17 protein-coding genes are annotated in these 22,345 nt (G+C 60.9%); 16 read left to right on the top strand and 1 reads right to left on the bottom strand.

Annotated features, from left to right (window positions below; translation table 11 throughout):
- Complete coding sequence (locus HMPREF2527_RS08550) at positions 1-2,169, top strand: flagellar motor protein (protein ID WP_070507750.1); 2,169 nt, start codon at positions 1-3, stop codon at positions 2,167-2,169.
- 124 nt (positions 2,170-2,293) lie between these two features.
- Here HMPREF2527_RS08550 and HMPREF2527_RS09920 read toward each other — a convergent pair whose 3' ends face one another.
- Complete coding sequence (locus tag HMPREF2527_RS09920) at positions 2,294-3,043, bottom strand: M23 family metallopeptidase (RefSeq protein WP_246824797.1); 750 nt, start codon at positions 3,041-3,043, stop codon at positions 2,294-2,296.
- A 434-nt stretch (positions 3,044-3,477) separates the two neighbouring features.
- Here HMPREF2527_RS09920 and rpsB point away from each other — a divergent pair, with 434 nt between their 5' ends.
- The 15 genes from rpsB (at position 3,478) to rimP (ending at position 22,257) form a co-directional block, all read left to right on the top strand.
- Positions 3,478-4,275 (top strand): 30S ribosomal protein S2, encoded by a 798-nt coding sequence (gene rpsB, locus HMPREF2527_RS08540; protein ID WP_005508818.1) that lies wholly within the window; start codon positions 3,478-3,480, stop codon positions 4,273-4,275.
- 154 nt (positions 4,276-4,429) lie between these two features.
- Positions 4,430-5,260 (top strand): translation elongation factor Ts, encoded by an 831-nt coding sequence (gene tsf, locus HMPREF2527_RS08535; RefSeq protein ID WP_005507065.1) that lies wholly within the window; start codon positions 4,430-4,432, stop codon positions 5,258-5,260.
- Between the two features lie 195 nt (positions 5,261-5,455).
- Positions 5,456-6,199: a UMP kinase gene (pyrH, locus tag HMPREF2527_RS08530; protein ID WP_012903948.1), complete on the top strand. Its 744-nt coding sequence runs from the start codon at positions 5,456-5,458 to the stop codon at positions 6,197-6,199.
- A gap of 295 nt (positions 6,200-6,494) precedes the next feature.
- Complete coding sequence (gene frr, locus HMPREF2527_RS08525) at positions 6,495-7,052, top strand: ribosome recycling factor (RefSeq protein WP_044150664.1); 558 nt, start codon at positions 6,495-6,497, stop codon at positions 7,050-7,052.
- Positions 7,053-7,058: 6 nt separating this feature from the next.
- Positions 7,059-7,967: a phosphatidate cytidylyltransferase gene (locus HMPREF2527_RS08520; protein ID WP_070507748.1), complete on the top strand. Its 909-nt coding sequence runs from the start codon at positions 7,059-7,061 to the stop codon at positions 7,965-7,967.
- 203 nt (positions 7,968-8,170) lie between these two features.
- Positions 8,171-8,758 (top strand): cell division protein DivIVA, encoded by a 588-nt coding sequence (locus tag HMPREF2527_RS08515; protein ID WP_012903944.1) that lies wholly within the window; start codon positions 8,171-8,173, stop codon positions 8,756-8,758.
- Between the two features lie 185 nt (positions 8,759-8,943).
- Positions 8,944-10,269, top strand: a complete 1,326-nt coding sequence (gene dxr / locus HMPREF2527_RS08510; protein WP_070507746.1) for a 1-deoxy-D-xylulose-5-phosphate reductoisomerase — start codon at positions 8,944-8,946, stop codon at positions 10,267-10,269.
- Positions 10,270-10,790: 521 nt separating this feature from the next.
- Entirely contained in the window at positions 10,791-11,645 is an 855-nt protein-coding gene (locus HMPREF2527_RS08505; protein WP_070507744.1) for a hypothetical protein, read from the top strand.
- Between the two features lie 197 nt (positions 11,646-11,842).
- Positions 11,843-13,033: an efflux RND transporter periplasmic adaptor subunit gene (locus HMPREF2527_RS08500; RefSeq protein WP_070507742.1), complete on the top strand. Its 1,191-nt coding sequence runs from the start codon at positions 11,843-11,845 to the stop codon at positions 13,031-13,033.
- Positions 13,034-13,042: 9 nt separating this feature from the next.
- Positions 13,043-15,091 (top strand): ABC transporter ATP-binding protein/permease, encoded by a 2,049-nt coding sequence (locus tag HMPREF2527_RS08495; protein WP_070507740.1) that lies wholly within the window; start codon positions 13,043-13,045, stop codon positions 15,089-15,091.
- Positions 15,092-15,462: 371 nt separating this feature from the next.
- A complete protein-coding gene (locus tag HMPREF2527_RS08490) occupies positions 15,463-16,818 on the top strand; it encodes a M50 family metallopeptidase (RefSeq protein WP_070507738.1) in 1,356 nt (451 codons plus the stop codon).
- 139 nt (positions 16,819-16,957) lie between these two features.
- Positions 16,958-18,100 (top strand): flavodoxin-dependent (E)-4-hydroxy-3-methylbut-2-enyl-diphosphate synthase, encoded by a 1,143-nt coding sequence (gene ispG / locus HMPREF2527_RS08485; RefSeq protein WP_044142245.1) that lies wholly within the window; start codon positions 16,958-16,960, stop codon positions 18,098-18,100.
- A gap of 267 nt (positions 18,101-18,367) precedes the next feature.
- Entirely contained in the window at positions 18,368-19,543 is a 1,176-nt protein-coding gene (locus HMPREF2527_RS08480) for a GNAT family N-acetyltransferase (protein ID WP_246824796.1), read from the top strand.
- Between the two features lie 111 nt (positions 19,544-19,654).
- Complete coding sequence (locus HMPREF2527_RS08475) at positions 19,655-21,499, top strand: proline--tRNA ligase (RefSeq protein ID WP_070507736.1); 1,845 nt, start codon at positions 19,655-19,657, stop codon at positions 21,497-21,499.
- An 86-nt stretch (positions 21,500-21,585) separates the two neighbouring features.
- Positions 21,586-22,257 carry a ribosome maturation factor RimP gene (rimP, locus tag HMPREF2527_RS08470; RefSeq protein ID WP_070507734.1) on the top strand — a complete coding sequence of 224 codons (672 nt, stop codon included), beginning with the start codon at positions 21,586-21,588 and terminating at the stop codon, positions 22,255-22,257.
- The last annotated feature ends 88 nt before the right edge of the window (positions 22,258-22,345 follow it).

Here is a 22,345-nt window from a genome sequence, read left to right as displayed (position 1 = left end):
ATGCACGCGATGACTCACGCCCCGAGCGCGCCGACTCGTCAGCGCTGGATGTTCCTGGCGGTTCTGTTGACCATTGCCGCCCTGATTCTGAGCGCCTGCAGCGCAAAGATTGAGACCCAGCTGGGCCTTGAGAGCGCTGAGAAGGGTACCCGCACCATTCTGGTTTCCTTCAACATGAAGGATAACCAGGACAAGGTTAAGGGTGGAACCCAGGCACTGGATGCGTCCGTACGTAAGCACCTGCCCGAGGGCCTGGAATACGAAGGTATTCAGTCTGAGGGTGACAAGGCTCGTGCGACTTTCAAGGTATCCTTCTCCTCCGTGGACGAGTACCACTCCAAGGTGACCTCTCTGCTGAAGGCTTCGGGCTCCGACATCAAGCCGCAGATTAGCATCGTCAACTCTGACCAGGGTCTGGTGCAGGGTATTCAGGTGAAGGAAAACTTCAGCTCGGGCGATCTGCTGGGCTGGCTTCCTGAAGCTCTGGTAGTGGACGGTGTTGTGTCTGCTTCCAATAAGAACAGCGTTCTCAGCAGTAGTGATGAAACCACTGTGAAGTTTGGCGAGAAGGAAGTGAAGAACTCCGGTGGGTCTAAGATTTCCGCGAAGGATGTTCAGGACCGCGGTTTCCGTAACGTCATCCTTGACGTGAAGGAGAAGGACGGCGGTTATGACGTCGCCATCTCCTTCGTTGCGAAGGAAATCATGAACACCGAGACCGCCGCTGCGGTCGACGCCTACCTGAACCAGGTCAAGCCTGAGGGCTCCGAGCTGAAGAAGGGTCTGGAATCCTCGCAGGCGAAGGCATACGCTCCTTCCGCATCGACCGCCAGCGCGAAGGAAGAAGTGGGCCGTACCCTGACCTTTAGCGCTTCTTCGATTGAGGATTTGGGAAATGGTCTCAAGAAGCTGTTTGGTGCAGGTAGTACCGATCTCTCCGCTAGCCGTGAGGTAGTGGCGAAGGATAATAACTTCACCGTTCAGAAGAAGATTTCGGGTCTGCTGGACTGCGCGCTGCTGTGCTCCCCGAGCGGTGATGGCCTGACTCTGACCATCATGGACACCAACGATAAGTCCTACATGGTGGACCCTGAGGGGCGCGCTAGCTCCTCCCGTTCTGGTGGTAGCAGTACTCTCATTGCGGTTGACCGTGTTTCTTCACGTCAGATTGAGATGAAGAGTATGAAGGTGGCTACCTCCCTGGGCCTGGATGGTTCCATGGAAGCTCGTTTCCTCTACGCATTCCCGACCGCGGATGTTGCGGGTGCTGAGCAGAAGCTCAAGGACGTTTTCGCAGGCGGCGGTAATGACGAGACCGAGGTTCGTCAGGACGGCGACGCCACCATCGTGAGCGTGAAGGTTCGCGGTAAGGACCAGAACGAGTTCAACCAGCGCCTGAACGAATACCTGCCCGATTCGAAGGTGACCGTTACCCGCCCCGGTGGCTACCACCCCTTCGGCTCCGACTACATTGTGACCCCTGAGATTAAGCTCTCTTCGAAGCTGGGTAACTACTACGCGGCTCCCTTCGAGTTCACCTTCAAGGCTCCGACCTTCTCCTCGCTGGAGCAGCAGAAGGTAGATGCCGCGAACAGCATCGCGAAGAGCTCTCAGCACGTGCAGCTGACCGTGAATGGTGGCGAGCTGAGCGTCAAGACCGACCGCGGTGTCAGTAGCACCTCCGGTCTGACTGTTCCGGTGTCCGGTCTGAGCATGACTGACGTAATCGTGGATGCGGTTATTGTGGGTCTGCTGCTGCTCATCCTGGTTCTGCTGTTCCTGTTCCGCAAGAAGATCGCGGCGGCTCGCGCGAAGGGTCGTGAGCGTCGTGCCGCTTCGGCTGCGGCACTGGGTGCTGCGGCGGGTGTTGCGACCGGTTACGGTGCAACCCAGGCTGACGTACAGAATGGCTACCCGGCACAGGGCGGATACGCGGCACAGAACGGCTACCCGGTACAGAACGGTTATGCTGCTCAGCCCGGTTACCCGGCACAGAACACCGCCTACACTGTCGGTGATGATTCGCCGACTCAGGTGTTCACCCCGCAGCAGGGCTTGCACTACGGTGAGACTGAACCGACCAAGGCAATGCCGGCGTATGTCCCTCCCACTGAGCAGTCCACTCAGCCGAACCAGTTCGGTGCTGATGACGGTGACGTCCTCCAGTAAGTAGCAGCCTCTAGCAACCCGCTAGAGAACGCCCCTAGTCTGGATCCTGTGGCCCCGTTGCCTCCTTCTGGGGAGGTGACGGGCCACAGCCGTACCCAATGACTGCCAGTGCGAGTGTCCGCCCCTAGTATCCGCCCGGCACGGGAAGTAGAATGCTCGGCTCCTTCGACCCTAGCAGGCTCATGGGGTTGATGTACTCGGCGGTCTTGCCGCTGCCGTCCCCGCGGGCGCCTCCCTGGCGTACACCCCAGTACAGGCAGGGAGTGGAGCACCGCCGGTAGGGGCGCTCGCTGTTGCCGCCTGCCGTGACTGCGACGGTGCCGATGACCTCACCGGCTGCAACGGTGGTGCCGGCCGGGAGTGCCTCGTCCATGGGTTCGAAGGTGCTGCGCCGCCCATCCGGATGCGCAATGACCAGCACTTTGCGGTTGACGACCGTGCCGCTGAACACCACTTTGCCGGGTGCCGGTGCGTAGACGCGCCGGTCGTGTTCGGGCACGGCGAGGTCTACGCCGCGATGCCCGGCACTCCAGCGTTGGGCGGGCTTCTCAAAGGGGTGGATCACCCGCGGTCTGGATTCGGCGGTGGGGGAGCGGTAGCGTAGTCGGCTCGCGGTGAGCTCAACGGTGTGGGGAACGTGTGCGCTGCTGGGAGCTTGTGCACTTGAGATGGCACCGTCAGTAAACCCTGCCCCGCCTGTAAAACTGAGCCAGCCCGAATAACCCTGACTGCCCAAATAACCCTGACTGCCCGCGTAGCTCTGCCCACCCGTGTAGCCCTGCCCGCCCGCGCTCACAAGTGCACCCAGCAGGCAGCACGCCATCAGCATCGCGCGCCGTAGCGTTATCGCTAATGTCATCATGTTCTGCTTCATCTTCTGAGCACATCACGAATCGCCCCGCCCCGCAGCGCCTCACGAAAAATTGTGGATAACCCCGCTGTTTGCGCCTTAAAATCCTTTATCCACAGTGCCCCTGCACACACCCGCACCGCCCGCGCAGGTTTTAACCCCAACCCGGCGGATTAATCGCGGAATATACGGTACAATGTCGTATTGCAGTGTGCCTGCGCGGGTATTCTCCCTCTTCAAGGGATTCCGCACAGTACCACTGACGACGCGCGGCGTGAGCGGCATCCTCACATGGGGAGCCGATAAGGGACCTTCGGTCCACCCATACGGGGTGGTTAGGGCCTGAGCTGAACGGGTAACCGTGAACGCTAACCGCCGCCAGGAAAAACTGATAACTACTATGCGCGCGTTGGGCTAGCCCGAATGGGAGGTCCGCGCGGCACCACAAAGGAGACGACATGCCCGTCGTAACTATGCGTGAAATGCTGGACTCCGGCGTTCACTTCGGTCACCAGACCCGCCGTTGGAACCCCAAGATGAAGCGTTTCATCCTGACCGAGCGCAACGGCATCTACATCATCGACCTGCAGCAGTCCCTCGCCTTCATCGACAAGGCATACGAGGCTGTTAAGTCGACCGTCGCACACGGTGGCAACATCCTGTTCGTGGGTACCAAGAAGCAGGCTCAGGAAGTTATCGCTGAGCAGGCAACCCGCGTGAACATGCCCTACGTGAACCACCGCTGGCTCGGTGGTATGCTGACCAACTTCAGCACCATCTCCAAGAGCATCGAGCGCATGAAGGAACTCGAGCAGATTGACTTCGACGATGTAGCAGGTTCTCGCTACACCAAGAAGGAACTGCTCCTCATGCGTCGCGAGTTCGAGAAGCTCGAGAAGACCCTCGGCGGTATCCGCAACCTGTCCAAGGTTCCCTCCCTCCTGTGGGTTGTTGACACCAAGAAGGAGCACCTGGCAGTTAACGAGGCTCAGAAGCTGGGCATCCCCGTTGTTGCTATCCTCGACACCAACTGCGACCCCGACGAGGTTGCTTTCCCGATCCCCGGTAACGACGACGCTATCCGCTCCGTCAACCTGCTCACCCGCGTGATTGCTGACGCAGTGGCAGCCGGCCTGATCGAGCGCAACGCTAAGAAGAACGGCAAGGCTGAAGCAGCTGAGGAGCCCATGGCAGCTTGGGAGCGCGAGCTCCTGGAGCAGCACGAGGCTGCACAGGCTGAAGAGGCAGCTAAGTAAGCTTTCTTAGCCCACTAAGCTTTATGCTTTGTGGCCCCCCGCCCGCGGGGACCACGTTCGGACGGCGCCCGCCCTGACCTGGGCGCGGCGCCGTCCGCCATATGTACCACCGGGATGTCATCCCGATTTATTACAGCAACACAAGGAGTTCACAATGGCGAACTACACCGCAGCAGACATCAAGGCACTGCGCGAGAAGACCGGCGCAGGTATGCTCGACGTCAAGAAGGCTCTGGACGAGGCTAACGGCGACCAGCAGAAGGCTGCCGAGATCATCCGCGTTAAGGGTCTGAAGGGCATCACCAAGCGCGAGGGTCGCGCAACCGCTGAGGGTCTGGTGGCTGCACGCGTTGAGAACGGCGTTGGCTACATGATCGAGGTCAACTCCGAGACCGACTTCGTGGCAAAGTCCGACCCCTTCATCGCTTTCGGCCAGAACGTGCTCGAGGCTGCTATTGCTGCTGACGCTTCCACCCTGGAAGAGCTGCAGGCTGCATCCTACGAGGGCAAGACCGTTGAGGAGCTGACCACCGACGCTGGTGCACTGCTCGGCGAGAAGATCGTTGTCCGCCGCGTTGCACGCGTTGAGGGCGAGAACGTTGCAGTTTACCTGCACAAGACCTCCAAGGACCTGCCGGCACAGGTTGGCGTTCTGCTGGCTGTCTCCGGTGAGAACACCGACGAGATCGCACACGACGTTGCAGTGCACATTGCTGCAATGAGCCCCAAGTACCTGGATTCTGAGTCCATCCCCGCAGACCAGATCGAGACCGAGAAGCGCGTTGCTCGCGAGACCGCAATCGCTGAGGGCAAGCCCGAGAAGATTCTGGACAAGATTGTTGAGGGTCGCCTGAAGGGCTTCTTCAAGGAGAACACCCTGCTCGATCAGGACTTCGCGAAGGACTCCAAGAAGTCTGTCGCACAGGTTCTGTCCGAGGCTGGCGCAACCGCTACCGCATTCGCACGTTTCCGCGTGGGCGCATAAGGACTCGCTGCAGTTCTGCCCTCCCGTATTGCGGGTTCCCGGTAAGGGAAGTCGTATGAGGTTGGGATTATAGCCTGAAGCCGGGTAGTCACCACTGGTGGCTACCCGGCTTTGCTGTATCCTTGATAAGGACTAGGCGGCAGGAGTCCGCCCCGATCACCTATAACAACCCCTAGGTAAGCCACTGGAGGAACCATGCCCGAAGCTATTTCGCACCCGATTCACCATGACGAAACCGGCCGCCGCCGCGTTTTGCTCAAGCTTTCCGGTGAGGTTTTTGGTGGCGGCGAAGTTGGTATTTCGACCGAGGTCGTGCGCAGCATCGCCAAGCAGATCGCCGCAACCGTCGGCCAGGTTGAAACCTCCATCGTGATTGGTGGCGGCAACTTCTTCCGTGGCGCTGAACTCTCTCAGGCGGGCATGGACCGCTCCCGAGCAGACTACATGGGTATGCTCGGCACCGTGATGAACTCCCTGGCTCTGCAGGACTTCCTGGAGCAGGAGGGTATTGACACCCGCGTTCAGTCGGCTATCACCATGCCGCAGGTTGCTGAGACTTACATTCCTCGCCGCGCGATTCGCCACATGCAGAAGGACCGCGTCGTGATCTTCGGTGCTGGCGCGGGTCTGCCCTACTTCTCCACCGACACTGTGGCTGCTCAGCGCGCCCTGGAAATCCACGCAGATGAGGTTCTGGTGGCTAAGAACGGCGTGGACGGCATCTACACTGCTGACCCGAACAAGGACCCCAACGCTGAGCGCCTGTACAACCTCACCTACGATGAGGCAATGCAGCGCAACATCCGCGTGCTGGATCAGACCGCGTTCTCCCTGTGCCGCGACAACAACGTGACCATGCGCGTGTTCGGCATGCAGGGTGACGGCAACGTGACCCGCGCAATTCTGGGCGAGAAGATGGGTACCCTCGTTACTCGCTAACGCCTAAATTTTTAGGTTGGGGCGTACGGAACGCGCCCTCACATTGTGACCGTGCTCGATAGCGCGGACTTATTCTGGACGGTACCGCGCGGGTAGGCGCTAAAACTCGCTTATGCCCGCCGGTACCGTCTAGACTTATATCAAATACGACGTTCTGCCTCTTTCCCGTCGACTTCGCATTATCCTTACGGTTTTCGCCTCGGATGCGCCGCGGACCGGTGGGGAATCATGAGGGCTGAGCGTGCGCCCACCGACAATTCTGGCACCCCAGAATTCCGACAAAGGAGATCCTTTCGTGATCGAAGAAATCCTTGCCGAAGCCGGCGAGAAGATGGAAAAGACCATCGAAGCAACCAAGACTGAGTTCGCTAAGGTTCGTACCGGTCGTGTGAACCCCGCAATCTTCAGCGGCCTGACCGCAGAGTACTACGGTGCGCCGACCCCGCTGCAGCAGCTGGTGTCCTTCAACGTTGAGGACGCACGTACCGTCAAGATCGTTCCCTTCGACGTGACCGCACTGGCAGCTATCGAGAAGGCTCTGCGTGACTCCGACCTGGGTGTTAACCCCAGCAACGACGGTGCAGCTATCCGCGTTGTCATGCCCGAAATGACCGCTGAGCGCCGTAAGGAATACACCAAGCTCGTCAACCACAAGGCTGAAGAGGCTCGTATCTCCATCCGTAACGTTCGCCGCCACGCTAAGACCGCTATTGACAAGCTGGTCAAGGACAGCGAAATCGGTGAAGACGAAGGCGCGCGTGCTGAGAAGGAACTGGACGCACAGACCAAGAAGCACATCGACCAGGTCGACGCACTGTACAAGCACAAGGAAGCTGAACTGCTCGAGGTCTAAACCCTAATGAGTACACGCAAAGAAGCGAAAGAAGAGAGAGGCGCGCCGCCTGCTCCACAGCCGAGCCCGCAGACCGCTGCAACGCCGGTGAAGTCGCGCAGCGCCAAAGCTGGCCGTAACCTGCCCGCCGCTATTAGTGTGGGCGTCGGTTTCGGCGTGCTATTGGTGCTGGGCCTCATTTACCAGCCGGTTTTTGTGGCGCTTGCAGCTGCCGCGGCTGGCCTGGGCGCCTGGGAGATTGGGCACGTGCTCAACACCCGCCGCGGCTACGGCATCCCGGAATACCTGCTGGGTGCCCTGTCTGGCGCAATTGTGGTGGTGTCTTTCCTGTTCGGTTTTACCGGGCTGGGCATCGCCCTGGCGGTGAGCCTGCTGGCGCTGCTGCTTTCTTCTGCTCTCGTGCGTGCTGACCGTCAGGTCTCACTGGGTAAGTCTTTGAGCGGTAGCGCCCTGGCTCTGCTGTGGGTGCCGCTGATGCTGGGCATTGCCATGGTCTACTTCCAGACGGACCACGGCGAGCGCGGCATCCTCATGATTCTGCTGATGGCCATCTGCAATGACACGTTCGGCTTTATTGCCGGTGTGAATTGGGGTAAGCACCCGATGGCGCCGAAGATCTCCCCGAAGAAAAGCTGGGAGGGTCTGGCTGGTTCCTTCGTCGGCTCGGCGGTTGTTGGCGCTATCGCCTTGGCGGTCATGGGTTCGCCCTGGTATTGGGCTATTCCGCTGGCGGCGGTCATGGTGGTCGCTTCGACTGCCGGTGACCTGGTGGAGTCCGTGTTCAAGCGCCGTATGGGTGTGAAGGACATGTCGAATATCCTGCCCGGTCACGGTGGCATGATGGATCGCCTGGACTCGATTCTTTTCGCTGCGGCGGCTGGTTGCCTGATTTTCCGGTTTATTATGCCGCTCTAAAGCTTCAAGCTTTTATCGCTTATGGAGGCGGGGCGTTTCTTCCCACGAGTGGGGGAGGAGCGCCCCGCCTTTGCTGTACCCGCTTTCGCTGTATCCGTTGATGAGGGGCGTAAAAGGCTATATCTAAGACACCGCTCGCCCACCTTGCACCAGGTAGCCTGCGCATTGGTATTCTTAAAGTTCAATCGTCGAGAGGAGCCACCTTGGCAAGCACCACCCACGGAGGCGGATTTGCCCGTGCAGCAGAAACCGAACCCGGCTACAAGCGCAGTGAAGTAGACCGCCTGTTCACCCGCCTCGCCGAGGACTACGAGAAGCTCAGCGGAGCCGCCGAGCTACCCGAAGACCTCTACACCTCCCGACGAATCCGCCAGGTCGTCTTCCGTGAAGAACCCGGCGGCTACCAGCTGGATGTGGTCGACCGCGCCCTCGAAAAGATTGAGGAACGCTTCGCCAAGCTCGAACGCAGCCGCTACATTGAGGCGTACGGCCTGGACAACTGGGAACGCTCCCTCGTAGAGACCGGTGAACTGCTCGCAGGCCGCCTGGAACGCCCCGCCGGTGAGCGTTTCCGCCGCCCCAGCAAGCGCCGCCACATGGGCTACTTCGTTGGCGACGTGGACGCCATCTGCGACCGCGTGTACGCCCAGCTCAACAGCGAAGAGCCGCTGGACCCCTCCGTGGTGCGCCACGCAAAGTTCCGCCCCGCCTCCGGCACCGTCAGCTACGAAGAATCCCAGGTGGATGCTTTCCTGGACCGCTGCATTGAGCTGCTGCAGGATCTGCTCTAAAACGTGAAGTGTTGAATCCCCCGCCCCGTACCAGGGTGGGGGATTCTTCTGCGCTGGGGTCTTCTAAGCTGGGGTCTTCTATGCTGGGGTTCATCTATTCTGGGGTTCGTCTACGCTGGGCCTTCTAACATGAGAGGCAGCGCCAGTACCCGGACGTACCCGCGAGCTCATGAGACACTAGAACCATGAAGTTTGGATCCTCAGCACGCGTCGGCGGCAGCCGCGACCGCCTCACCGACGCCCTCACAGAACTCACCCGCGCACCGCAGCGCGTCACCCTCCTCGGCTCAACCGGCTCCATCGGCACCCAAGCCATGGAAGTCATCGACCACCTCGCCGCGCTCAAGGGCACCAGCGCCTCCGCCGACGACGCACCGCTGAAGGTCGTCGCCCTCTCCGCAGGCTCCCGATCCCTCGAACTGCTCGCACGCCAGGCAGTACACGTGCGCGCCGAACTGGTCGCCACCAGCGGCACCGCAGACGACGCGCAGCGCCTCCGCGACCTCATCGAGGCGGCAGCCTCCGAAGCAGGCGCCACCGGCTACACCCCGCAAATCGCTCACGGCGCCGAAGCCTCCGTACAGGCGGCAGCACACCCGGCAGACACCGTCCTCAACGGCATCACCGGCTCCATCGGCCTGGAACCGACCCTCACCGCCCTCAACAGCGGCTACCGCGTGGCACTGGCCAACAAGGAATCCCTCATCGCAGGCGGCCCGCTCGTACGCGCCGCCGTCGACGCATCCCCCCTGAACACCCCCATGGTGCCCGTCGACTCCGAACACTCCGCCCTCGCGCAGGCGCTCGCCTCCGGAACCGACGCAGAAATCGACCGACTCATCCTCACCGCATCGGGCGGCCCGTTCCGCGGCTACAAACGCGAACAGCTGCACGACGTGACCCCCGCGCAGGCGCTCGCACACCCCACCTGGGATATGGGCCTGGTCGTCACCACCAACTCGGCAACCATGGTCAACAAGGCACTCGAAGTGCTTGAGGCACACCACCTGTTCGGCGTGGATCTGGACCGTATTGACGTGGCGGTTCACCCGCAGTCCATCGTGCATTCCATGGTGCAGTTCGTGGATGGATCGACCATTGCGCAGGCGTCCCCGCCGAGCATGGTTCTGCCCATCGCGCTGGGTCTGACCTGGCCGCACCGAATCCCCGGTGCTGTGCCTGCTTGTGACTGGTCGAAGGCTGCATCCTGGACTTTTGAGCCGCTGGACGAGGACGCATTCCCCGCCGTGCGCATGATCAAGGACGCCGGTAAGGTCGGCGGCACGCACCCGGCAGTGTTCAACGCCGCCAATGAGGAAGCCGTGGCAGCATTCCATGCGGGCGCGATTCGCTTTACCGACATTGTCGATTCGGTGGCGCGCGTGCTGGAGGAGCACACCGGCAGCGCTGAGGCTGTTTCTGACGCTGATTTGACGCTGGAGGCTGTACTGAACGCGGAGCGTTGGGCTCGCGTTCGTGCGAATGAGCTGCTGGGTATGACCGGACGCTAAATCGCTTTTGAGGGCGGTACTTGCCCCCGGATTGGGACTTGGAGGGGTGGTGTTTGTTCTCGCTTCGCTAGTTGGGACGGCACGCCGCATGTTTCCTCCGCGCCTAACGCAGGGGCACCCGTCACCCGGACGCTCCGCCCTCTCCTTGCTCCGCTGCGGAGAGCGTCCGTGTGACACCCTGAGGGCGCTTCCGGAAAACACGGCGCGCCACCTCGGGTAGCCTAGCGTGCGTGTGGAGGGGCGGTGTCGTCCGAACGTGACATCAGGGTGCCCGAAGCGGAGCGAGGGCGGGTGCCCCTGTAGGAACGAGGACGAACACCGTCCCCCCAACCGTATCCCGAAAGAAAAACACGCGGCGTGCCATCCCCACCCGCGGGGCGAGGATAAACACCGCCCCCCTTGCCTCCCCTCCCGGCGCATAGTAGGCTAGTGTTCAAAATATGTTCTCTCTAGGGCAAACAATGAAGAGCCCTCGAACGAGTGAACAAAGATGCAGCTATATTTCACGAGGAAGTGCCCCTATGCGTCGACCGAACACCCTACGAACCCTTGCCGGGGCTCTACTCCCGCTGACCTTGATGCTTAGCTCCTGTGCATCCGGGCAGCCCAGTGCCGACTCCTCGGCGTCCGCTAACGCTGAGAAGGCGTATAGCGCCTCCAAGAGTCCCGATAGCCAAGCTATCGAAAAAGTAGAGAACCTCGCCTCGCTTTCTGACAACGTTGTTCGTGCCTACCAGCGTTCCCTGAGCCAGTGCATGACTGAACGCGGATTCCCGAACTACAAGGTTCCTGCAGGAAAAACTGAAATCCCGTTGCTTCTGCATGCTGATCTTGAACCTCTCACCGTTGCGGACGCCCGCGCTCGCGGATACGAAGAGCGCTACTCTGCGGCTACTACAGCACTGGAAGAGCAGAGCCGTACTATGAGCGACGCTGAAATGCAGGCTCTTAACGGTACTGAAGGAAAGGGCGGTTGCCAACAAGAAGCCACCCGTGCAGTCTTTGGTTCAGAAGAATCCCGCGCGACCATACGAAGGGTCCACATTACCGCGGTTCACTACCTCAACAACGATGCAATCTTCAAAGACCTTGAGCCTGCCACCGAGAAGTGGGCACAGTGTATGAAGGAACGCTTTGGGGGAGACTACACCACTCCGGTTATGGCTCGCGAACAGTACCGCCAGAACAACCAAGACACCCACGAACTGGCGATTAACGATGCGACCTGCCGTGAAGCAACCGGGCTGGATGCCGAACAGCGAAAGATTGCTATCGCTTACCTGAGTTCCTTCCTCGAAAAGGAGCAGGGCCTCATCGAACAGGTGACCACCGCCAAGAAAACTGCTGAAGAGAACGCCCGAAAGATTCTGAGCTAATCCTGCGGACTAATCAGACCGGACTAACCAGAACAGGCGTACAGAGTAGCTGCAACGGCTACACCTCATCACAGCGTATTGTGCCCGGCACGTATCCCCGTGCCGGGCACGAGCTAACCCCACACGGCATCGCCGCCCCTAAGCCCAAACGGCACAGACAATAGCGTTCCCACACGCGCACCCAAAGAAGGGACACCATGAGCGCCACCCCCACCCGCCAGAAGAAAACCCTCTGGCTCTACGGCATTATCGCCCTGCTCCTCATCATCACCGTCGGCACGCTCATCAGCGCCCAAAACATCAAAACCACCGCCCAAAAAGACGCAGAAGCGGCACCCCCGGACCCCTCCACCATCACCGCCACGGTCACCCGCGAAAAACTGCGAACTACCGTGCCCCTGACCTGCACCGCGAACTACGCCACCTCAACCCCGCTACGCTACAGCGGCGAAGGGCAGTACACCGCAATCACCATCAAACACGGTGACACCGTCGGCAACGGAACCCTCATCGCAGAAGTCAACGGTGAACCTCTCATCACCCTCACCGGCGGCTTCGCGCTCTACCGCGACCTCAAACTCGACGATAGCGGCCCCGACGCTGCACTCCTCAACGAGGCACTGACTGCCATGGGACGTCAGGGCCCGCAGCCCGCACGCATCACCGAAGACACCTACGAGGCTCTCAACAACCTCCTCGACAGCCTCGGCTACGCGCACGTCAAGACTGACCAGCCTATTCCCGCCCGCTACTTCCTCATCATCAACCGTGCCGGAGTTGTCACCGGCAACCCCCGCGCAACCGGCGCTATCGCAGACGGTCCCGTAGCCACCATCGCAGAAGGTAGCAAGACCCTCAGCTGCACCGGAACCACCGGTAGGCTCACCCCCGAAGCCCGTAGCGGTCAGAAGGTAACCGTGCCCTCCCTCGGTGATACTGAGTACGTCGCAACCCTCGGATACAAGAACACCTCCGAAGCCGCCGGTGCCGCAGGCAACAGCCAGGCCGGTCGCCAGGCCAATGGCGCAGAAGGTGCGGCTGGCTCCAACCTCAACGGCGCAGCCGGTGCGGCAGGAAGCACCGAAGGGGAACGCATCCTCACCCTCGACGTAGGGGATAAGGCGGACAGCCTTCGAGGCGCCGTCAACGCGGAACTCACCCTCGAAGAAACCCCCGAAGCGCACCTGGTCGTGCCCTCATCGGCGCTCTACACCCGTGACGGACAGACCCGAGTCATCGTGCTCGGCCCCGAAAGCTCCAACGGGTCGAAGGCCCGCGAAGAACGCGAGGTAACCGTTACCGTCATCAGCAACGCCAACGGCAAGAACGCCGTCACCGGTGACCTGCACGAAGGCGACAGCGTCAAAATCATGCGCGAGAAAAAGTAGGGAGTAGCCATGACTGACTCCCGCGCCGCTCACGCGCACCCACCAGCCTATAGCGTCGATATTCAGGGAGTGTCCCAGCACTTTATGCAGGGTGACACTCGAATTGACGTGCTCAAAAATATTGACCTGAAAGTCCGCTACGGAGAAGTCGTCGCAATCCTGGGACCGTCCGGCAGCGGCAAATCAACCCTGCTGAACATCCTCGGTCTGCTCAGCACGCCCGCCTCCGGCAGCTACCTGCTGGACGGTACAGACACCGCAACCTTCAACGCGGCACAGCGAGCTGAAGCGCGCCTGGACAGCATCGGTTTCGTCTTCCAGGCGTTCCACCTCATCGAGCATAAGAACGTGTACCGCAACGTTGAGCTACCGCTCATCTACCGTGGCGTGCCCAAAGCGGAACGAGCACAACGGGTTGCGGACACTCTCGCCCTGCTGGGGTTGAGCCACCGAACGGATGCACCCATCACCACTCTCTCAGGCGGTGAAAAGCAGCGTGTAGCTATTGCTCGTGCGCTCATTGGGGAACCGGCGTTGCTGCTCTGCGATGAGCCGACCGGCTCGCTGGATGAAGAGCTCACCCGCGAAGTCATTGACCTGCTCCGCGAATGTACGGGTGACCAGCAAAGCACGATTGTGATTACTCACGACCCGCTTGTGGCGGAGCACTGCGACCGGGTGTTACGTATGCACGAGGGGCAGCTCATCGAGCAGGATGCACAGCGGCAGGAAGAAACGACCGCCCGCGCGTCTCTGAACCTGCCTAGCTCTGCTGAGGAACAAGTTTCTAAGCCGCAGAGCAGTGGTCGTGCACCTTGGGCGCTCGCCTCCCTCAAAGAAGCCTGGGACGCTACCGTGCACCGGGTGAGGCGCAATATCTTCACCATGCTTGGTGTGGTGCTGGGTATCGCTTCGCTCGTGCTGACCGTCGGTCTGACCGCCACTATTTCTGGGCAGTTGGCTGACAGCTTCGATATTTTTAGGGCTAAGCACCTGACGATTAGCTCTACCCGAACTGAACCCCTGAGCCGGGCTGAACTCTTGAGCCTTGCGGCAAGTGAGAACTACCGGCGTGTTAGCCAGCTGAACGGAGTGACCGGTACCGCGCTGGTGGATCAGCTCTATGAATCCGCGGATATTCAGCGCGGTCCAGACAACTTCGGTGAGCGCGGTGCTAACGTGACGGCTGCCGTCCGTGCGGCAACCCCCAGCATCTTTAGCGTGCAGGGTCATGAACTGGTGTGGGGTCGGACCTTCGACGAGGGGCATGTGGAGCGGAACGATAAGGTCGTGGTGCTCAGTGAAAGCGTGATGCGCCAGCTTGCGCTACCCTATAGCCCCGGAGTTACGGTCTATATTCGCGATGAGCCGTACACCGTTATCGGTGTGGTGCGGGAGAATCCCTCGCTGACTCTGTCGTACGGTTCGGTCTACCTGCCTCTGGGCGCGAAGCCTGGTGCCGATGTTGAAGAAGCACAGCCCGCTGCCGGTGGCGGTGCCGTTGCGGCGCAGACCGGTAAGCGTTCCACTCAGATTGTGGTGAGTACTGTTGCCGGTGCCGCAAACCAGATTGCGGAGGAAGCACCGTACGCGCTCTCGCCGGAACGTCCCGCCCTGTATAGCGTGAGTGTGCCGCCGGAGCCGAAGACCCTTCGTGAGGCTGTCGACCAGCAGCAACGCACCATGCTTCTTGCGATGAGCGTTATTACCCTCGTGATTGGTGCGATGGGCATTATGAATACGTTCTTGGTTGCGGTGATGGAGCGTCGCCGTGAGGTTGGTTTGCGTCTGGCTATTGGTATGCGCCCTTCGGGTATTCTGCTGCAGTTCTCGGCGGAGGCGTTGCTGACCGGCATCCTGGGCGCTGTGGCTGGTATTGTGCTGGCGGTTAACGGCATCTCGATTGTGTCTTTGATGAACCGTTGGACGCCGATTATTAGTGCCGACACTATTCTGCTGGGTCTGGGCGCTGGTGCGCTGGTTGGTGTGTTGGCTGGTCTGTACCCGGCGGCGAAGGCTTCGCGTATTGATCCGGCACAGACCCTGGCGGCCGGATAGTCTCGTTGAGTAGGGGCTGAGGGGCAGTGTTCGTCCTCGTTCCTACAGGGGCACCCGCCCTCGCTTCGCTTCGGGCACCCTGATGTCACTACGGACGACACCGCCCCTCCTCACGCTCGCACCAGGCTGGAACGCGGGGTAGCTATACCCTCCGGAAGCGACATCAGGGTACCCTCTCGGGTGCTCTCCGCAGCGAAGCAAGGAGAGGGCGGAGCGCCCGAGAGGGTGGGTTCCCCTGCAGGAGCGGAGGAAGGGTATAGCGTACCCACCCACACCGTCCTGCATAGTCACATGAGGCGGGGGAGGGCGCCTTCACAGGCTAAGCGAGTATCCTAGAAGCTTCGTATCCCCGAACCGAAACGAGAAAAAGCGTGGAAATCCTGCTGTACGCTGTGGGCATTATCCTCATGGCAATTGCTATTGCCGTCTCGATTGCCCTGCACGAGGTGGGGCATCTGGTGCCCGCGAAGCTGTTCAATGTGCGCGTTCCGCAGTACATGATTGGCTTCGGTAAGACCGTATTCTCTTTCCGCCGCGGCGAGACTGAGTACGGTTTCAAGGCGATCCCGTTGGGTGGTTACATTTCGATGATTGGTATGTACCCGCCGAGCCCTGCTGAGGTGAAGGAGCACCATGAGGAGGGCCATTCGGGCAGTACCAGCCCGTTTGCGTCCATGGCTGAGGAGGCGCGTGCGGCGGATGCTGAGCGTCTGAAGCCCGGTGATGAGGACCGCCTGTTCTATAAGTTGCCGGTGCTCAAGCGCATGGTGATTATGCTGGGCGGCCCGACGATGAACCTGCTGATTGGTGTGGTGTGTACTGCTGTGCTGATTTGTGGTTTTGGTACGGCGCAGGTGACGAATAAGGTGTCGGCGGTGTCTGAGTGCGTGCCGAGCGTGAATGTCACTCATGATTCGATTAGCTATGGCGAGTGTACGGATAAGTCCACTCCGTCGCCTGCGAAGGCTGCTGGTGTGCAGGTGGGTGACCGTGTGGTTGCTGTGAATGGTGCGTCGACGGGTTCGTGGGAGGCTGTGTCTTCGGCGATTCGTGCGGCGGGTTCTCACCCGAGCACCCTGACGGTGGAGCGTGATGGTCAGCGTCTGAATTTGTCGGTGACTCCGGTTGAGATGATCCGCCCGGTTTCTGACGGTAAGGGCCAGTATGCGCGTGCCGCTGATGGTTCGATTGCGACGACTCGCGGCGGTTTTGTGGGTGTTTCCCCGTCGAGTGAGTTGGTACCCGGTTCTATTACTGAGGTGCCCGCGATGGTGGGCGATACGCTTTCGCGTGTGGGTTCGTCGATGCTTTCGTTGCCGCAGCGTGTGTGGGAGTTGACGGTGACCCTGGTGACCGGTGGCGAGCGTAGTGCTGAGTCGCCGGTGTCTGTGGTGGGTGTGAGCCGTATTGCCGGTGAGGTGACGGCTACTGACCGTATTGATGTGAAGGCGAAGGCTGCGATGTTGGTCTCGCTGGTGGCGAATATGAATCTGATGCTTTTTGCGTTCAACCTGATTCCGCTGTTGCCGCTGGATGGTGGCCACGTGTTGGGTGCTCTCTGGGAGGGTGTGCGTCGCTTCTTTGCACGTCTGACTGGGCGTAAGGATCCGGGTCCGTTTGATCCGGTGAAGTTGCTGCCGTTGACGTATGTGGTTGCGGGCGCATTCATTGTGATGTCTGTCATCCTAATTGTGGCGGATATTGTTAAGCCCATCACCCTGTTTTAGTGTGTTGTCACGCGCGGTAAGGGTACCCGTATTAGTGCTTTCTTTCGCGTCAGTGGCACAATAAAAAGTTGAACGAAGGATGCGTCGTACGTCCTTCACAACCCATGTATGGAGGAAAACCTTGTCGGTCAGCCTTGGTATGCCGAAGCCCGCTCCTGCGGTTCTGTCGCCGCGTCGTAAAACCCGCCAGTTCAAGGTGGGTTCTGTCGGTGTTGGTTCTGAATCTCCGATTTCGGTGCAGTCGATGACGACCACTAAGACCCACGACATTGGTGCGACTCTGCAGCAGATTGCTGAGTTGACCGCTGCCGGTTGCGATATTGTGCGTGTGGCGTGCCCGACCGATAAGGACGCGGAGGCTCTGCCGATCATTGCGAAGCAGTCCCGCATTCCGGTGATTGCTGACATCCACTTCCAGCCGAAGTACGTGTATGCGGCTATTCAGGCTGGTTGCGGTGCTGTGCGTGTGAACCCGGGTAATATCCGTAAGTTCGACGACCAGGTGAAGGAAATCGCTCAGATGGCTTCGGACCACGGCGTTTCTCTGCGTATTGGTGTGAACGCCGGTTCGCTGGATAAGCGTCTGCTGGAGAAGTACGGTAAGGCTACTCCGGAGGCTCTGGTTGAGTCTGCTGTATGGGAGGCTTCGCTCTTTGAGGAGCACGGTTTCCGTGATTTCAAGATTTCTGTGAAGCATAACGACCCTGTGGTGATGGTGGAGGCGTACCGTCAGCTGGCTGAGCGCGGTGACTGGCCCCTGCACCTGGGTGTGACTGAGGCTGGTCCGGCGTTCCAGGGCACTATTAAGAGCTCGGTGGCGTTCGGTACTCTGCTGTCTCAGGGTATTGGCGATACTATTCGCGTGTCGCTGTCTGCTCCTCCGGTTGAGGAGGTGAAGGTGGGCACCAAGATCCTGGAGTCGCTGAACCTTCGCCCCCGCAAGCTGGACATCGTTTCGTGCCCGTCCTGTGGTCGTGCGCAGGTGAACGTGTGGGAGCTTGCCGAGAACGTGACTAAGGGCCTGGAGCACATGAAGGTTCCGCTGCGTGTTGCCGTGATGGGTTGCGTGGTGAACGGTCCGGGTGAGGCTCGTGAGGCTGACCTGGGTGTGGCGTCCGGTAACGGTAAGGGCCAGATTTTCGTGAAGGGTGAGGTCATTAAGACCGTGCCCGAGGATCAGATCGTTGAGACTCTGATTGAGGAGGCAACCCGCATTGCCGCCGAGATGGAGGCTTCGGGCGAGTACGTTCCCGAGGGTTCCCCGGCTGTTTCGGTGAGCTAGTTAGCTTTTGTGCGCGGAGGCGCCCTGCTGAGGGCGCCTCCGCGCTTTTCCGGTTATGTCCGGTTATGGTGGTGGCAGGTCCGGTGCTTGTCGCCGCCGGCTGTGGCCGCATAATTCGGCTACTTTTCGGGGCACGCCCCGTATCGTCACTCATCTGTCTATCGCTCATTCTCTATCACTCAACACAGCATGCTTAATCTTTTATCTTCTCTTCGCCCAAGTTCTTTCCGCTCTAAATCCAAGCGCGGCAGGCGGGCTGCTTCATCGATGGATTCTTCCCCTATGCCTGGTCGCGTGAAGGAACACGTGTTTGCTCTGGATGCTCGGTGGTGCGATGAGCTGGAGGAGGTCCTGTTTAGCGACCCGGTCCCGAATCTGTACCCCATTGAGCATTATTTGGCGTGCCCTCTTCCGGTGAAGGCGCCGCGTATTCCGCTGCACTACTATCAGGGTTTCGTGGGGTGTGAGCGTGACGGGCAGCTGTGCTGTGTGCTGCTGCTGGGCTCGAATGTGGTGCCGGTGCGCCTGTGCGGTGCCGCGGTTGAGCATGATGTTGCCGAACATGTAGAAACCTATGACGCCACCACCCTGGATACTCCCGCTCTGGATGCTACGGCGCTCGCGCATCGTGACGCGCTGGCTCAGCTGCTACTGCAGGTGGGTTCTCGCCTGGATTCCATGTTCGGTGAGAGCACCTTCGTGATGCCCCTGTGGACGCGCATGCAAGAGCTGTGCGAGCAGACTCGCGGTGGTAAGAGCCCGCTGTTGCAGATGCTGCAGCCGAGCCTGGGTGACGGTTGCGATCACCGTGCGCGGGTTCTGTCGGAGCGTCCCAATCAGCCGCTGCTGTATCTGCCGCCGGAGAAGGACCTCGCCCGCTTCTACGCCGTGGAGCTTCCTGAGCTGCCGGCGCACCTGCCCGCGCCTCTCAAACCCGTGCCCATCAAACCCAGGCCCCTCACACCGGGGGAGAGTCCCGCCGGTGCTGTCCAACTCAGCGGTGAGCCTGCCGGGTATGCGCGCCTTGCCACCTCCGCGGACCTGGGGGAGCTTCTGCCCGCCGCGGCCGCCATGTTCACCGAGGAGGTCGGCTTCGACCCGGTTGCTCGCTACGGTGACGGCTATGCGGCGCGCCTGCGCACGCTCATTGCCGGTCAGCGCAGCGCCATTGTCACCGATGTGAATGGGCGGGTTATCTTCAAGGCGGATGCGGGCATCGTGAACCTGGACGCCGCGCAGGTGCAGGGCGTGTGGCTGCACCCGGACTACCGCGGCTACGGTCTGGCTAAGCCGTTCTTTGCCGCCGCCGCGCAGGTTCTGCAGCGCCGCTACCCGCACTTGAGCCTGTACGTGAACGACTACAATGCCCGTGCTCTTGCCATGTACCGGGGGACCGGTTGGGAGCAGATTGGGCAGTTCTCGACCATCATTTTTGAGCGCTAAACACGCCGAACCCTAAAACGCTATAAAATTAAAGACGACTGTGCCTATTTACGGCTCACCCGGTGAGCCTCGGGCACCCTACCTAAACCTATCGACCTTTCAAGGAGAATCGTGGTACTTCGCCTTTCCAACCTCTTCGTGCGCACTCTGCGCGAGGACCCCGTAGACGCTGAGGTCGCCAGCCACAAGCTGCTGGTTCGCGCCGGTTACATCCGCCGCGCAGCCCCCGGCGTGTACACCTGGCTGCCCCTGGGCCTGAAGGTACTGCGCAAGGTCGAGAACATCATCCGTGAAGAGATGGACGCCATCGGTGCGCAGGAAGTTCACTTCCCCGCACTGCTGCCCCGCGAACCCTACGAGGCAACCAACCGCTGGGACGAGTACGGCGATAACCTCTTCCGCCTCAAGGATCGTAAGGGTGCAGACATGCTGCTGGCACCCACCCACGAGGAAATGTTCACCCTGCTGGTGAAGGACCTGTACTCCTCCTACAAGGATTTGCCGGTTTACCTGTACCAGATTCAGACCAAGTACCGCGATGAGGCACGCCCCCGCGCGGGCCTGCTGCGCGGCCGCGAGTTCGTCATGAAGGACTCCTACTCCTTCAACATTGACGATGAGGGCCTGAACGAGGCGTACATGGCGCACCGTGCCGCCTACCAGCGCATTTTCGAGCGCCTGGGCCTGGAGATTGTCATTGTGACCGCACAGTCCGGCGCGATGGGTGGCTCCCGCAGCGAAGAGTTCCTGCACCCGACCCCCATCGGTGAGGACACCTTCGTGCGTTCCGCGGGCGGCTACGCGGCAAACGTTGAGGCCGTCACCACCGTGGTTCCCGAGGAAATCGAAATCACCGAGGACACCCCGGCGGCAATCGTCGTGGACACCCCCGACTCCGCCACCATTGAGACCCTGGTGGAGCGCATGAACGAGCTGCACTCCGAGGTTACCGGCGGCGCCCTGGAAGCTTCGCAGACCCTCAAGTGCTTCCTGGGCACCGTCATCACGCCCTCCGGCGAGCGGAAGGTCTTCGCCGTGGGCGTTCCCGGCGACCGTGCCGTGGACCTGGGCCGCGTTGAGGTCAACATCGGCGCCCTGCTGGGCATCGGCGGCGAGGTCGAGGTCGAGGCAGCCAGCGAAGAGGATCTGAAGGCATACCCGCAGCTGGTCAAGGGCTACATTGGCCCCGGCCTGAGCCTGGATGCGCCCCTGTTCGGTGCGCACACCGAGGACGAGGATGCGGTAGCTTCCGCAACCGGCATTCCCTTCTTCGTTGACCCCCGCGTGGTGCGCGGTACCCGCTGGGTGACCGGCGCAAACGAAGAGGGCAAGCACGTGGCGAACCTGGTCTTCGGCCGCGACTTCACCGCCGACGGCGTGATCGAGGCGTGCGAGGTGCGCGAAGGCGACCCGGCACCGGACGGCTCCGGCGAGCTGGTGGCAGCCCGCGGCATCGAGATGGGCCACATCTTCGCCCTGGGCCGCAAGTACGCTGAGGCACTGGGTCTGAAGGTTCTGGACCAGAACGGCAAGCTGCAGACCGTGACCATGGGCTCCTACGGCGTGGGCGTGACCCGCGCACTGGCTGCTATCGCCGAGGGTAACCACGACGAGAAGGGCCTGATCTGGCCGCGCAACCTGGCACCGGCAGACGTGCACATCGTCGTTACCGGCAAGGACGCAGCATCCCACGAGTACGCTGAAAAGCTCAGCGCATCTCTGGAATCCGCCGGCCTGCAGGTCATGCTGGACGACCGCCCGAAGACCAGCCCCGGCGTGAAGTTCGGCGACGCCGAGCTGCTGGGCGTGCCCACCATCCTGGTGATTGGTCGCGGCTTCAAGGACGGCGTGCTGGAGCTGAAGGACCGCCGCAGCGGTGAGGCTCGCGAGGTGTCCGTCGAGAACGCGGTGGCTGAGGTCATCGCTGAGGTGCGCGCGCCTAAGGCACGCCACTAGCCCGCTAAGACGTAAAACCGTCGCCACCTGCCCCGCCTCCCCGGAGGTGGGGCAGGGTAGCGGCGGAAGAATGAAAGAAGAGAACTATGGCATATAAGCCGAAGCGTTCTGGCTCTAAGAAGAGCGCCCCGAATGCGCGCGCTCGCCGTGCCGCATCCCGCGTGGCGAATGGTGTGAACGCTCCCCGCACTCGCGCTGAGAGTGAGCCCGTGGTGGAGGCACCGGTGCGCGTGGGTATCCGCGCGATCCGTGAGGAAGAGGTTGCCGATGCGATTGCCCCGGTTATCTCCGAGTTCTCGCTGGTGCTGGAGGGCCTGAAGATTTCGGGCCCGGCGGCGAACCGTACCGTGAAGATTACGGTGGACTACACCGCTGAGCGTACCGATTCGCTGTCGCTGGATTCTCTGGCGGAGATTTCCGGCGCGATTTCGAGCGCTCTGGACCGCGCGGATGAGAATGACGAGTTCTTCCCGTACGAGCTGGAGGTGTCCTCGCCCGGCGCTACCCGCGCCCTGACCGAGCGCCGCCACTGGGAGCGTGCCCGCACCCGCCTGATTGCGGTGACCGCACCCGACGGCACCGAGTACCTGGCGCGTCTGCACGAGGTGCAGGATGAGGGCCCGGTGCTGGCTCGTAAGAAGAACACGAAGAAGGGTCAGAAGGAGTCGTACCACGAGCCGTCTTTGCTTCCGTGGGAAAATATTGCTTCTGCTCACGTCGAGATTGACTTCAATTCGCCCGCTGAGCCGGTAGAATAGAGTTATTAAAGCTTCAGGCACGGGGTGTTCCGTGTCAGGTATATACCGTTCGGGAGCCGGGGCGCGTTGAGCGTCCCGGCGCCGTGCT

Origin of the sequence: Rothia sp. HMSC071B01 (assembly GCF_001808945.1) — a bacterium.
Lineage (GTDB): Bacteria > Actinomycetota > Actinomycetes > Actinomycetales > Micrococcaceae > Rothia.
The sequence above is the reverse complement of the archived record's forward strand: the minus strand, read 5'-3'. Positions and strand labels throughout refer to the sequence as shown.